We start from the raw sequence: 12,825 nt of genomic DNA on the forward strand, positions 1-12,825 counted from the left end.
AACCAGGCCGGGTGTGCGGGCGACTACTGATGGGAGCCACTCCCTGGCACCCGTGGTGCCGTCAGCCGCCGCCCTCAGGAGGATCCGTGCCGCGACCACGTTCGCTCGTCGCCGCCCTCGCCGTGTCGCTCGCGTTCGCCGGCGCCTGTAGCTCCGGATCCGGCGGCGCACCCGCGAGCGGCGCTTCGGGGTCCACGAGCGGCGCTTCGGCGTCCACGACGCTGCGCATCGGGCTGAGCGCGGAGTCGGGGGCGCTGGATCCGCACGCGTTCACCGGGAACTTCCTGCTGCTGGACGCGATCTACGAACCGCTGGTCACCTACGGCGAGAACGGCCGGCTGGAGCCGGGCCTGGCCGAGTCCTGGACCGTCGCCAAGGACGGCAAGCAGGTGACGTTCGACCTGCGGGACGGCGTGCGCTTCACCGACGGCGCGCCGGTGGACGCCGCCGCCGTCAAGTGGAACTTCGATCGGTGGGTGGGCAACGAGCGCTTCTCCTTCTTCCGGGCGTCGAAGGTCATCACCGCGGTCGAGGCTCCGGACCCGGACACCGTCGTGCTCAAGCTGTCCGAGCCGTACGAGCCCTTGCTCCAGGAGATGTCGATCGTACGGCCCGTCCGGCTGCTCAGCCCGAAGTCGGTCGCCGCCGACGGCAGGTTCCAGAACGCTGTGGGCACCGGCGCCTGGAAGCTCGTGTCCAACACCGCCACGGGAGCGGTGCTGGAACGCAACGACGGCTACTGGGGGCAGAAACCCCGGCTGAAGCGGCTGGAGTTCAAGGTCATCCCCGACTCGCAGGCCCGGATCGACGCGATGGCCAACGGCGAGCTCGACCTGGCCGGCGGCCCGTACCTGGCGCCGATCACCCCCGTGGAGGCCCGCTCGCTCAGCGGGCGCGACGACGTCAAGCTGCTCACCGGCGCGCCGGACGTCTCCATCATGCTCGGGTTCAACCCCAAGGGCCCGGCCGGCGACAAGGCGGTACGGGAGGCCGTCATCAAGTCGATCGACACCGCGTCGCTGGCGAAGGCGCTGTTCCTGGGGCAGGCGCGACCGGCCAGGCGGGTGTTCCCGCCGGACGTGCCCGACTCCGGCACCGATCTGCGCCTGGGCTTCGACCCGGCCGGTGCGGCCGGAGCGCTGGACGCCGCCGGATACACCCTCGGCGGGAAGACCCGGGTCAAGGACGGGAAACCGCTCTCGCTGCGGCTGCTCATTCCCGCGGCCCCGGCCGAGGGGCAGCTCGACCCTCGCACCATGGCCGCGGCGATCGCCGCGGCTCTCGGGCAGGTGGGCATCGGGGTCGAGATCACGCCGGTCGACGCCGCCGCGTACTACGACGAACGCGCGGAGGGCAGGTACGACATCACGTTCTTCGAGACCCTCGGCGCGCCCTACGATCCCTCCAGCTCGATCGTTTCCCTGTTCACCGGCGACGCGCGGGCACCGCTCTGGGCGACGCCGGCCACCGAGGACCTGGTCGACAAGGCGCTGTTCGCCCGGGACCCCGCCTCCCGCGCGACGGCGTATCAGGCCCTCTATGACGCCGTGGCCGCCGACGCCGGGTTCGTGCCGCTGGTCTACCGGCCGCGGCTGTGGGCGGTCCGCGGCGAGGTGCGAGGCTTCGCGGTCCCGGCCACCGACGTCGACCTCGACCTGACCGGAGTCACCATCGGATGAGAGCACCGGGACGGGTGGGCTCCGCCGGACGCCACGCCGCGCGGTGGGCCGTCGACACCGCCGGGGTGCTCCTCGCGCTCTCCGCCGGCGTCTTCGCGCTCGTCCTGCTGGCGCGAGGTGACCCCGCGGCGGTCCTGGCGGCGACGAGAGCCGGCCGCGCCGCCACGCCCGAGCAGATCGAGGTCGTCCGCGCCGAACTGGGCCTCGACGCTCCCGCTCTGGTGCGGTACCTGCGGTGGCTCGCCGGCGCGAGCACCGGCGACTTCGGGGTGTCGCTGCGGACGAACACGCCGATCGGACCGGAGATGGCCGATCGGCTGGACGTGACGCTGAGGTTGGTGGCCGGCTCCGCCGTGGTGGCCCTCGTGGTGGGCATCGCCACCGGCGTCGCCGGAGCGGTGCTCGGACGCGGCCCGCTGCGCGGAGCCCTGCGCGGCGGGGCGCTGCTGGCGGCCTCGGTGCCGGCGTTCTGGCTGAGCTACCTGCTGGTGCTGGTGATCGCCCTTCGCCTCGGCCTGGCGCCGACGTCGGGGATGGCGGGCCCCGCGACATGGGTGATGCCGGTGACGGTGCTCGGACTGCCGGCGGCCGGCGCCCTCAGCCGGGTGGTGGCCGTCACGCTACGCGAGGCGCTCGACCGGCCGTACGTCCTCGCCGCGCGGGCGCGGGGCAGCGGGCCGGTCTCGATCGTGCTCCGCGACGGCCTGCCCAACGCCGCCGGGCCGATCCTGTCCCTGGCCGGAGTCATGGTCGGCGGTCTGCTGGTGGGCACGGTCGTCGTGGAGCAGATCTTCGGCTGGCCTGGTCTCGGCGCCTATTTCGTGCACGCGGCGGCGGCCAGGGACGTCCCTGCCATACAAGCCGGCGCGCTGGCCCTGGGCTGCGGGTTCATCCTGGCGAACCGCCTCGCCGACGTCCTGCACGCCCTCATCGACCGCCGTGGCGGGCGAAGGTCGCGGCTCCGGCAGGGAGGGACGTGACCGAGGGACGTCGCCGGTGGGGACTTCCGGCGAGCGTGCGCGGCGTCACGCCGGCCGCCCTTCCGCTGATCGTGTTCGCGATCGCGGGACTGCTGGCCCCCGTCCTCTCCCCCGCCGATCCGGCGGCCATCGATCTGACGGCGGGCCTGCTGCCGCCGTCCGCGGACCACCTGCTCGGCACCGATCAGCTCGGACGGGATCAGCTCAGCCGCATCCTGTACGGCGCGCGCGTCTCGCTGTCGGTGACGGCGGCGGTCCTGGCGATCTCGATGACCGTCGGCGTCGTCACCGGCACGGTGGCCGGTTACCTGGGCGGCGGCGTCGACCGGGTGATCGCGCGGGTGATCGACATGGCCGTCTCCCTGCCCGGGATGCTGGTGGCGCTGGCGGTCATCGGAGTGCGGGGCCCCGGCGTGGAGAACCTGGTCGTCGCGATGTCCCTGTGGACGTGGGCGCCGTACGCCCGCATCGCGCGCGCCCAGGTCGCGGGCCTGCGGGGCAGCCCGCACCTGGACGCGCTGCGGCTGCTCGGCGCCGGGCCCGTGCGCGTCGTCGGCCGGCATCTGCTCCCGCCCGCTCTCGCGCCGTGCCTGGTCTACGCCGGCACCGACGTCGGCGCCATCGTGCTCGGCGTGGCCACGTTGAGCTTCCTCGGCCTCGGCATCCCGCCGCCGCAGCCCGAGTGGGGTCAGATGCTCGTCGAGGGGCGCCCCTTCCTGGCCTCCGCCTGGTGGCTGGCCTACCCGCCCGGCATCGCGATCACGGCCGTGGTGTTCGCGAGCAACCTGCTCGGGGAGCGTCTGGCGGGCGGCGACGAGCGGCCCTCCATCCTGCGGCTGGTACGTCCGGCGCTCCGGCGTCCGGCCGGGGCATCCGTCACCCCGGCCGCCTCCGCCGATGACGACGCCGTGCTGCTGCGCGTGCGGGACCTGTCGGTCGGCTACCCGTACGGCGACGGGCGTCGCCGCGTCGTCGCCGCGGTCTCGTACGAGGTCCGGCGCGCACGGGTGCTGGCCATCGTCGGCGAGACCGGGAGCGGCAAGACCACGTCGGCGCTGGCGCCCTTCGGCCTGCTGGACCCCAGCGCGGTGGTCACCGGCTCGGCGACGTTGTCGACAGGCGCCGGGGCCCGCGAACTGATGGGCCTCACGCCGCGCGAGCGGCGCCGGGTCAACGGCCGCCAGGTGGGTGTGGTCTTCCAGGACAGCCTCGCGGTGCTCAACCCGCTGCGGACCGTCGGCGCGCACGTCGACGAGGCCGTCCGCAACGCGGGCCGGGGAGGACGGCGGGCCGCCACCCGCCGCGTCAGCGAAGAGCTACTGCGCCTGGCCGGTCTGCCCGACCCCGCCGCGATCGCCGGTGAGCTGCCGCACCGGCTCTCCGGTGGGATGCGGCAACGCGTGCAGATCGCCGTCGCCCTGGCCGGTGAACCGGAGTTGCTCGTCGCCGACGAGCCGACCTCCGCGCTCGACGTGACCGTGCAGGCGCGGGTGCTCGACCTGCTGGGAAGGCTGCGCGACGAGCTGGGCATGGCCATGGTCGTGGTCAGCCACGACCTGGCGGTGGTCTCGCGACTGGCCGACGACGTGGCCGTCATGTACGCCGGGCGGATCGTGGAATCGGGGCCGCTCGCCACCGTGATCGGCGACCCGGATCATCCCTACACCCGTGGCCTGCTCGACGCCGTGCCGCGCCCCGGAGCGGCGCCGGGCACCCGTTTCCGTACCATGCCGGGACGCGCGGGCACCGGCCCGGACGAGACCGGCGGCTGCGCGTTCGCACCGCGGTGCCCGATCGCCGTCGCGGCCTGCGCGAAGGACCGGCCGGCCCTGGAACCGACGGCCTCCGCGCCGGCGCACCGGTCGGCGTGCCCGCGCCATCCCGGCGGGGCCGCGCGCCCACCGCGGACGGCCGATGAGCGGGAGGGGCTCTGACCCATGCTGGAGGTCGAACGGCTCACCGCCGGCTACCTCGGTGGCCGTCACCGGGTGACCGTGGTCAAGGACGTCACGATCCGCGTCGACGGGGGCGAGATCGTCGGGCTCGTCGGTGAGTCCGGCTGCGGCAAGACGACGCTCGCGCGCGTCATCACCGGACTCGACCGCCCCAGCGCGGGCGTGGTGCGCTTCGCCGGGGTGGACGTGCACACCCTGCGGGGCCGGGCGCTGCGAGACCATCGACGACACGTCCAGATGGTGTTCCAGGATCCGTATCTCACCCTCAGCCCTCGGCAGAGGGTACGGCAGGCCTTGGCCGAGCCGCTCCGCATCCACCGGATCGGCGACTCCCGGGCACGCTCGGCCCGCGTGGACGAGCTGCTCGACCTCGTCGGGCTCGATCCCGGCGTGGGCGAGCGCCGGCCCCGGCAGTTGTCGGGGGGCCAGCGGCAGCGGGTGGCCATCGCGCGGGCGCTCGCCCTGGGGCCCCGCCTGCTCGTGTGCGACGAACCCGTCACCGCGCTCGACGTGTCGGTGCAGGCCAAGGTGCTCAACCTGCTGTGCGACCTGCGCGACCGGCTCGGTCTGGGCTGCCTGTTCATCACCCACGATCTCGCCGTGGTCCGGCAGCTCGCGGACCGGGTCGCGGTCATGCGCGACGGCCGTATCGTCGAGCAGGGCCCGACCCTGGAGGTGACCACCACGCCCCGTCACCCCTACACCCGTGCCCTGCTCGCGGCGACCCCCACGATCGATGCCGGATCCGAGGGGCGTCCGCCCGGCTGACGCGCCGTCGAACCGGCGAGGCGACGGGCTAGGCGGGCTTCTCGTAGACGGTGACGTGGGCGCCGGTGCCGAGGTACGGTTCGCGGCGCCAGCCGCCCCAGCGGTGGCGCGGCTCCAACCCGGCGAGGCGGGCCATCAGGTCGAGTTCGGACGGCCAGGCGTAGCGCATGGAGACCGGGGCCAGCCGGATGCCCTGGTCGGTGATGAGAATGTGCTGGCCGTCGAAACGCTGGCCGATCGGGTCGTGGCGGACCGCGACCAGGCGCACGTGGTCGTGATCGACGCGGTGGGTGTCGAGGCTCTGGTTGCGTTGGTAGCGGGCGAGGTCGGGCACCAGGCACTCCAGAACGAACCGCCCGCCCGGGGCGAGCCGCCGGGCGACGTTGGCGAAGCAGCGCACCTGGGCTTCCTGGGTCATCAGGAAGAAGAAGGTGGTGAAGACGACGAAGACCATGGCGAACCGCTCGTCGGTGCCGGTGTCGACGTCGGCCATGTCGCCGATCGTGACGGGGATGCGCTCTCCCCCGGGTTTGGCCCGCATACGGGCCACCATCGCCTCGGAGGCGTCGACGCCCCGCAGGTCGATGCCTTGCGCGGCCAGGGGGATGGTGACCCGGCCGGTGCCCACGGCCAGTTCGAGGACCGGGCCCGCCGGCCCCTCCTTGATCAGCTCGGCCAGGCAGCGCACGGCGTCGGCCGGGTCGAGGTCGGCGTGCCACTCGTCGTAGACGTCGGCGTTGCGCTCGCCGTAGGTCTCCGGTCCGTACTCGTTCATAGGGCTCCTGTCCCGGGGTCAGTCCAGCGGTCGCATGTCGTGGGTGACGGCGCCGGCCGCGGCCAGCGCGTGGTGGAGGCCCAGTTCGGCGGTGGTTCCCTCGGCCATCACGAGGGCGGTGCAGCCCCGCTGGTCGGCGAGGTGGACGATCAGGTCCCCGGCCTGGGCGGTCGGGAAGAACTCGGGGGACCCGGGGAAGAGCGGCAGCCGTTCGGGGCCGCGCCAGCCGGCGAGCCGGCCAGGGGCCGGAGGGTGCAGGAAGGCCATGCCGTAGCCCCGCCCCACGGTCAGCGGCGCGTCCAGCAGCCGGGGCCGCCGGCCGAGCGCGGCGTCGATGACGGCGGTGTACACGTTCTCCCGCAGCGAGCGGCTCATCATCTCCCCGATGACCGCCCCCGCGATTCGCCCGTTGACCTCCACGACCTCGGGGCCGTCCGGGGTGTGGGCGAACTCGGTGTGGGCGACGCCGGCGGAGAACCCGACCGCGCCGAGGACCTCGCCGATCCAGGTCTCCAGCCGGTCCAGCTCGGGCTGTGGGAAGGCGACCGGGAAGGCGACGGCCTCCTCTCGCCGGACCGGTTCGGGCGTGTGGAGGTGCACGGCGACCCCGAGCAGCCTCGTGCGCCCCTCCCAGCTGACCGTCTCGGCGCTGTAGACGGGGCCGGGGAAGTACGGTTCGGCCACGAGATGGGCGCCCATCAGGGTGGCCTCCTTGACCTCGCGGGCGGCCCGGTCGAGTTCGGCGTCGTCACGGATCAGCCAGACCGACCGGGAGGAGGTGCCCGCCGAGTCCTTCACGATCGCGGGGACGCCGATCGCCGCGACCGCCTCGGTGACCGCTTCGGCCGTCGGCTCCACCCGGGTCGCGCCGGCCCTGCTCAGCCCTGCCCGGTGCAGCAGGGTGCGGACCTCGGCCTTGTCCCGCAGGGTGCGGGCGACGTCCAGGCCGAGGGTGGCCAGGCCGAACCGTCCGGCCAGCTCCGCCCCGGGCAGCATCCAGGTGTCGGTGGAGTTGACCAGTCCGGCCAGATCGGGAATCCGGTCGAGGACCGCGGCGCAGGCCGGCACGTCGGTGGTGTCCACGTCGACCACCTCCAGGTCCCGCGGCCCCAGGCGGGCGAGTTCGTAGCCGTACACCGACCGGTTGCCGGTCAGCAGGCACAGCCGGTGCCCGGCCTCGGCGGCGGCGTCCCGCAGGCGTGCGAGGCCGAAGGTGAGGGCTTCGAGGAGAACGATGGTCACGGCCGGCCCGCCTCGGCTTCCCGCGGGCGGGTCGCCTGGACGACCAGCCGCTTCGCGTTGTTGTCGTACGGCTCCCCGGCGAAGCCGCCGAAGCAGACGATGTCGGTGAACCCGGCGGCGGCCAGCATGGAGCGGATCTCGGCGGCGCTGTAGACGAACTGCTCGAAGAACCCGTGCCGGGCCGTGCCGCCCCGCACCAGAGTCCAGTCGCTGCGGAAGCGGGTCCAGTCGTCCAGAATGGTGTCCCGCATGAACAGGGAACCCCCGTCGACCTCGACCACCTTCGGGGTGCCGGCCCACCGGGCGAAGATCTCTTTGCTGAACAGGTCCATCAGCAACCGGCCGCCGGGCACCAGGCTCCGCCAGGCGTTGCGCAGCACGAGCTGGTTCTGCGCCGGGTCGGCGAAGTACCCGAAAGAGGTGTACATGCTGACGACCTCGTCGTAGCGGTGCGGCTCGACGAACTCCCGCATGTCGGCGCGGACCAGGCGGACCGTCAATCCGGCCGCCTGGGCGGCCTCGCGGGCCCGGTCCAGCATGGCGCCACTGAGATCCACCCCGGTGACGCGGGCTCCCCGCTCGGCGAGAGGTACGGCGTAGGTGCCCGGGCCGCAGCCCAGGTCGAGCACCGTGGTCCCGGGCGGCAGGTCGAGCAGCGGGGAGGTCGCCACCCATGCCCGCGCCTCTCTCAGGCGCTCCGGCGCGAACAGTGCCCCGGCGAAGTCCGCCCAGAACGTGTCGTCCTCAAACCACTCCACCGGCAGCTCCGATTCGTGCGACGACCCATGAATCACAGGTCGCGCGGCGACGGGGAGAAGTTCCCGGCGATGGAGGAGAACCGCGTCCGGTGCGGCCGCCGGACGGCCGGGGACGACCGCGACAGCCGATCAGCATCGGCCATGACGCCATGTCAGCGGCGAATCTCCGATCTTTTTCCCTTCATCCGGAACTAACCCCGCCGGCGGGGCGACCAATCCAGCGACGATGCGCCGGCGTTCCTCGTCGGCCCGGGCCCCGCATCATCGTGCCTCCACCGTGGCGGCGTCCCGCCGTCATGGCCACCCGCACCCCGATCCAGCACGCCGAGGAGCGTTCCACCATGCCGTCCCTGGGCACGTCGACGAGCACGCCGCCGCTGCACTCCCATGTCACCGACGCGATCAAGGCGCCGAGCCTGATCCGCCTTTCCGGCAACATGGTCCTCGCCCGCTTCGAGACACTGAAGATCTACGCCGCCCTCGGGGCGGTACGGGCACTGCTGGAGGCGGGAACCGTACGCCCTGGCGACACCCTCATCGACAGTTCCAGCGGCATCTACGCACTCGCCCTGGCCATGGTGTGCCACCGCCACGGACTGCGCTGCCACATCGTCGCCTCCACCACGGTGACCCCGGCCATCCGGTCGCAGTTGGAGATCCTCGGCGCCACCGTGGACCAGATGCCCGCCGAGACGAACCTGCGGCTCGACCAGCACCGGCGGGTGGCCCGCGTCCAGGAACTCCTGCGCGGAAACCCCCACATGCACTGGATGCGCCAGTACCACGACCCGGTGCACTGCCTGGGGTACGCGGAGACGGCGGCGCTGGTGCGGACGGCCCTGCCCGACACCCCGCTCACCCTGGTGACCAGCGTCGGCACGGGCGCGTCGAGCGCCGGCCTGATCCAGCCGATCAGGGAGCACGAACCGTCGGCCCGGCTGGTCGGGATCCAGCCCTTCGGCAGCGTGAGCTTCGGCAGCGAACGGTTCGCCGACCCCGAGGCCATCATCGCCGGCATCGGCAGCGCCATCCCCTTCGACAACGTCCGGCACGAGCTCTACGACCGGATCCACTGGATGAGCTTCCGGCACGCCATGGCCGGCACGATCGCGCTGATGCGCGCGCACGCGGTCTTCGCGGGCCTGTCCACCGGCGCGGCGTACCTGGCCGCGCGCTGGGAGGCGCGGCGCCATCCGGAGCGGACCCACCTGCTGGTCGGGGCCGACACCGGGCACCGCTACGTCGAGAAGGTGTTCGCCCGCCACGACGAGGCCCCGGACGCGGACACGCTCCAGCCCACCGAGATCACGTCGCTCGATGACCTGACCCCGCCCTGGTCGACCATGCCCTGGGCACGCCGCCGACACCCTTCCCCACCCGGCCGCATGCCTGCGGCCACCCCCCTGACGGCCGACTCACCCCGTCCCTGCCCGTCAGGCGGCCGGCCGGCCGCGACCGGATGAGAGCCGCCCGGCCGCGAGCACGAGTACCGGGTACAGGACGCACTGGGCGGCCACGACGAGCCAGAACATCGGAAGGTGGCCGCCGCGCTCGAACACGTCGTACACGGTGCCGCCGACGACGCCGCTGAGGCAGGAGCCGACGCCGACGGCCAGCCGCTGCTGCCCGAAGACCACGGTGGCGGACCGCCTCGACCTGGCCAGCGCCTCGAGGTCGTTCTTGAGGAACAGCACCGCGCTGCCGACACTGATGACGGCGACGCCGGCCACGAGCGTGAGCCCGTTCCCGCCGGCGAAGGCGACCATGCCCGCCGCCAGGCAGCCGAACCCGATGCCCATCGCCGCCGCGTGACTCATCCGCTCGACGCGCCGCGCCACCAGCGGTTGCACGAGCACCAGCCCGAGCGAGTACCCCATCATCGCCACGCCGAAGACCACAGTGGCCACGCGCCCCTGCGCGTAGCTGGAAAGGTACTGGTAGAACTGCATGTGCACGTAGAAGGTCAGGGCGGTGACGACGAAGGGCAGCACCGCCAGGCCGTGCAGCATCCGCCGGAACGGCTCCACCGCCGGGGCGTCCTCGACGCGCCGCTCCCCGCGCAGGAAGACATGCCCGAGCGCCACGCTCGCGTAGACCGCGGTGACGACGGTGAACATCTCGCCGGGACGCTGGATGAGCAGGGCCCCCACGACCGGTCCGAGAGCGATGCCGAGGTTGCCGGCGGCGTTGCCCGCGGAGACCAGCCGGGGCCGTTGCTCGCTGCTCGCGCCGCGCACGAGGTAGCTGCGGTACGCGGGCGAATAGAGGGAGCCGCCTGCGGAGATGAGGATCAGGCCCGCGACGGTGAGCACCGGGGCGCCCGCTCCCGTCAGGAAGGCGACCCCGCCGAGGCTGTAGAGGACCAGGGCACCGATCAGCGATCGCCGCAATCCCACCCGCTCGGCCACCGCCGCCGTGAACGGCGCGGTGGCGAACTGCACCAGGGTCGCGGCCCCCAGCACCACGCCGGCCTGCTCCATCCCCATGCCCATCCGCTCACGCAGCAACACGGCCATGAACGGATAGATGGAGAAGGAGCCGACGTTGACCAGAAAGCCGCCCACCAGCACCGCGAGGTGCGCCCCCGTGAAGGGACGACCTCGCGGGATCGCCGGTCGGCGGCCCCCGGCTCCGCGCGTTTCGGGCCGGGGCGAGGGCGGCGCCGTCATCGGCCGGCCGACCCGCGGGGAACGGCCCGGGATGCTCCGGCGGGACGCCGTTCCAGTACCTCACACCAGTTCACCGGCGACCTCCCGACCGCTCGCGTCCGCGACGACCCGCCCCGCGGGAACCATGGCGGGACGGTGAGAAGACGGTCGTGCGGAAGGCCCGTGCGGTTCCCGCTCCTCCGGTACGGGCCGCCATCACCATCCCACGGCCGGCGCGGGGCCGGGGTCGGATCCGCCCTCCTCCCGGGACACGACACCCAGGCCAGGGGCATCCCCGAGGACGATGTGCCCCCGGTCGAGCCCCAGCCCCCGGAAGGGCGGATCGCGCAGCAGGAACTGGCTGTCGATGTCTATGCGTTCGGCCAGGGGAGACAGCAGGGCCGCCTGGCTCAGTGCCAGCTCCGACTCGCAGTTGCAGCTGAGCATCACCGACAGGCCGACTCGCCGCGCGGTCTCCATCACCCTCCGGGTGGCCCGGACGCCCCCCGACTTGGCCAGCTTGACCACGACGCCGTCGGCGAGCGCTCGCGCGGCACGAACGCTCGCCACGTCGGTGCAGCCCTCGTCCAGGAAGACCGGCAGCCGGTCCGGCACCTCCCGGTACCGCCGATAGTCGTCGACCGCTTCCACGGGAAATGGCTGCTCGACGAGCTGGATGCCGAGGTCGCGCAGGTGCGGGGTCAGCAGCCGGGCCGTCTCGAAATCCCACGCCCCATTGGGGTCGACGCGGACCGGCAGGGCGGTCGCCCCCCGCACGGCGATCAGCCGGTCGAGATCCTCGGCGCCGCGCACCTTCATCTTCAGCGCGCCCACGTGCGGGGCGTTCGCGACCGCCGCCAGGGTCTCCGCCACGCCGGCGATCCCGATCGTGTACCCGGTCGGCTCGGTCAGGGTGCGAGGGACGCCGAGCAGCCGCCAGGTCGGCTGCCCGGCTGACCGGCCGAGCCAGTCATGCACCGCGCCGTCGAGGGCCATCCGGGCGCCCACCGGCGCCTTCCAGTCCGCTATCCGGTCGAGGACCTTCTCGGGATCGGACAGGCCGGGACCGAGAATGCTCTCGCCTTCCGCGGTGACCGCGGCGATGACCTCCTCCAGGGTCTCGCCGTGCGCCCAGGCGGGCGTCCCCTCCCCGTGGCCGGCGACGCCGTCGTGAACGATGGTCGCGACACAGGTGTCGGTCGAGTCGTAGGCGAGGCGCGAACTCCGGAAGACCGTGAGCAGGCGCAAGGTCAGACGGCGGACGCTCACCTCCATGGGGGCCACGGGTCACGCGGCCTGGTCGGCGGCCAGCAACGCCTCGACGAGCTGGCCGCGGGCCCTGGCCACGCGGGAACGCACCGTGCCGACCGGGCAGCCGATCAGCTCGGCCGCCTCGGCGTACGACAACCGCGAGACCTGGGTCAGGACGAAAGCCTCGCGCCGTTCGAACGGAAGCTGGAGCAGAAGGTCGGCCAGCGCGACGCCCTCTTCCGGGCCCGGCACGTCGCGTGGCTGGCACCGTTCGGCGGCCGCCTGCCAGTCCGGCAGTTCCGCGACGACCGGGCGGACCGCCGCGGCCCGGAACCGGTCGACGACCACCCGCCGGACGATGGACAACAGCCACGTCCGCGCGGATGACCGGCCCGCGAACCCGGGCAGGCTGCCCAGCACACGCAGGAACGTCTCCTGGGTGAGGTCCTCCGCCGCCGGTATCCCGGCCAGGTAGGCGGCGAACCTGCGCACGTCGCCATAGACGGCGCGCACGAACGCCTCGACGTCATCGGGCCTGCCGTCGCGTGCCACCATCGCGAGCCGGGTCAGCCGATCATCGTCGGCGGGCGCCGCGGTGCGTCCGGCCAAGCCGGACGGCGGGGTCATCATGGGCAGGGGGGAACAAGACATGGCCACGCTCCAACCGAATTCGGGGTACGAGGACAGCCGGGCGGGGACGGACCACCCGGAGAAGGAAGTAATGAGGCTCGGCGGCCCTCAGACCAGGCCGGCGAGGATCGCCGCGGAC

The 12,825-nt window shown here is 73.2% G+C and carries 11 protein-coding genes; 5 read left to right on the forward strand and 6 right to left on the reverse strand.

Going from position 1 to position 12,825, the window contains the following annotated elements:
- The first annotated feature begins 86 nt into the window (after positions 1 to 86).
- Genes BJ981_RS07775 through BJ981_RS07790 form a run of 4 tightly spaced genes read left to right on the forward strand, consistent with a single transcriptional unit; the run spans position 87 to position 5,382 of the window.
- On the forward strand, positions 87 to 1,679 hold the full coding sequence (locus tag BJ981_RS07775; protein WP_184609361.1) for an ABC transporter substrate-binding protein: 1,593 nt from the start codon (positions 87 to 89) through the stop codon (positions 1,677 to 1,679).
- Positions 1,676 to 2,659, forward strand: a complete 984-nt coding sequence (locus BJ981_RS07780; protein ID WP_184609362.1) for an ABC transporter permease — start codon at positions 1,676 to 1,678, stop codon at positions 2,657 to 2,659. The genes BJ981_RS07775 and BJ981_RS07780 overlap by 4 nt, the downstream gene beginning before the upstream one ends.
- Entirely contained in the window at positions 2,656 to 4,593 is a 1,938-nt protein-coding gene (locus BJ981_RS07785; protein WP_184609364.1) for a dipeptide/oligopeptide/nickel ABC transporter permease/ATP-binding protein, read from the forward strand. The genes BJ981_RS07780 and BJ981_RS07785 overlap by 4 nt, the downstream gene beginning before the upstream one ends.
- A gap of 3 nt (positions 4,594 to 4,596) precedes the next feature.
- On the forward strand, positions 4,597 to 5,382 hold the full coding sequence (locus BJ981_RS07790; protein ID WP_184609366.1) for an ABC transporter ATP-binding protein: 786 nt from the start codon (positions 4,597 to 4,599) through the stop codon (positions 5,380 to 5,382).
- A 28-nt stretch (positions 5,383 to 5,410) separates the two neighbouring features.
- On the opposite strand, the gene BJ981_RS07795 is transcribed toward BJ981_RS07790, so the two are convergent.
- Genes BJ981_RS07795 through BJ981_RS07805 form a run of 3 tightly spaced genes read right to left on the reverse strand, consistent with a single transcriptional unit; the run spans position 5,411 to position 8,157 of the window.
- Positions 5,411 to 6,157 carry a class I SAM-dependent DNA methyltransferase gene (locus tag BJ981_RS07795; RefSeq protein WP_184609368.1) on the reverse strand — a complete coding sequence of 249 codons (747 nt, stop codon included), beginning with the start codon at positions 6,155 to 6,157 and terminating at the stop codon, positions 5,411 to 5,413.
- An 18-nt stretch (positions 6,158 to 6,175) separates the two neighbouring features.
- Positions 6,176 to 7,399, reverse strand: coding sequence for an ATP-grasp domain-containing protein (locus tag BJ981_RS07800; RefSeq protein WP_184609370.1), 1,224 nt, complete (start codon positions 7,397 to 7,399; stop codon positions 6,176 to 6,178).
- Entirely contained in the window at positions 7,396 to 8,157 is a 762-nt protein-coding gene (locus BJ981_RS07805) for a class I SAM-dependent methyltransferase (RefSeq protein ID WP_184609372.1), read from the reverse strand. The genes BJ981_RS07800 and BJ981_RS07805 overlap by 4 nt, the downstream gene beginning before the upstream one ends.
- 377 nt (positions 8,158 to 8,534) lie before the next feature.
- Here BJ981_RS07805 and BJ981_RS07810 point away from each other — a divergent pair, with 377 nt between their 5' ends.
- Positions 8,535 to 9,620, forward strand: coding sequence for a pyridoxal-phosphate dependent enzyme (locus BJ981_RS07810; protein WP_204070533.1), 1,086 nt, complete (start codon positions 8,535 to 8,537; stop codon positions 9,618 to 9,620).
- Here the strand turns inward: BJ981_RS07810 and BJ981_RS07815 are convergent.
- From BJ981_RS07815 to BJ981_RS07825, 3 genes are all read right to left on the reverse strand, one after another.
- Complete coding sequence (locus BJ981_RS07815) at positions 9,591 to 10,721, reverse strand: MFS transporter (RefSeq protein WP_204070509.1); 1,131 nt, start codon at positions 10,719 to 10,721, stop codon at positions 9,591 to 9,593. The two genes, BJ981_RS07810 and BJ981_RS07815, sit on opposite strands and share 30 nt — an antisense overlap.
- A 300-nt stretch (positions 10,722 to 11,021) precedes the next feature.
- Positions 11,022 to 12,074, reverse strand: coding sequence for an enolase C-terminal domain-like protein (locus BJ981_RS07820; protein ID WP_184609376.1), 1,053 nt, complete (start codon positions 12,072 to 12,074; stop codon positions 11,022 to 11,024).
- Between the two features lie 18 nt (positions 12,075 to 12,092).
- Entirely contained in the window at positions 12,093 to 12,707 is a 615-nt protein-coding gene (locus tag BJ981_RS07825; protein WP_239139528.1) for a sigma-70 family RNA polymerase sigma factor, read from the reverse strand.
- Positions 12,708 to 12,825 lie beyond the last annotated feature (118 nt).

Origin of the sequence: Sphaerisporangium krabiense (assembly GCF_014200435.1) — a bacterium.
Taxonomy (GTDB): Bacteria; Actinomycetota; Actinomycetes; order Streptosporangiales; family Streptosporangiaceae; genus Sphaerisporangium; species Sphaerisporangium krabiense.

Excerpts from the sequence above, each read along its gene's own strand:
- BJ981_RS07780 (WP_184609362.1), top strand. The coding sequence starts at position 1,676 with ATGAGAGCACCGGGACGGGTGGGCTCCGCCGGACGCCACGCCGCGCGG.
- BJ981_RS07790 (WP_184609366.1), top strand. The coding sequence starts at position 4,597 with ATGCTGGAGGTCGAACGGCTCACCGCCGGCTACCTCGGTGGCCGTCAC.
- BJ981_RS07795 (WP_184609368.1), bottom strand. The coding sequence starts at position 6,157 with ATGAACGAGTACGGACCGGAGACCTACGGCGAGCGCAACGCCGACGTC.
- BJ981_RS07825 (WP_239139528.1), bottom strand. The coding sequence starts at position 12,707 with ATGTCTTGTTCCCCCCTGCCCATGATGACCCCGCCGTCCGGCTTGGCC.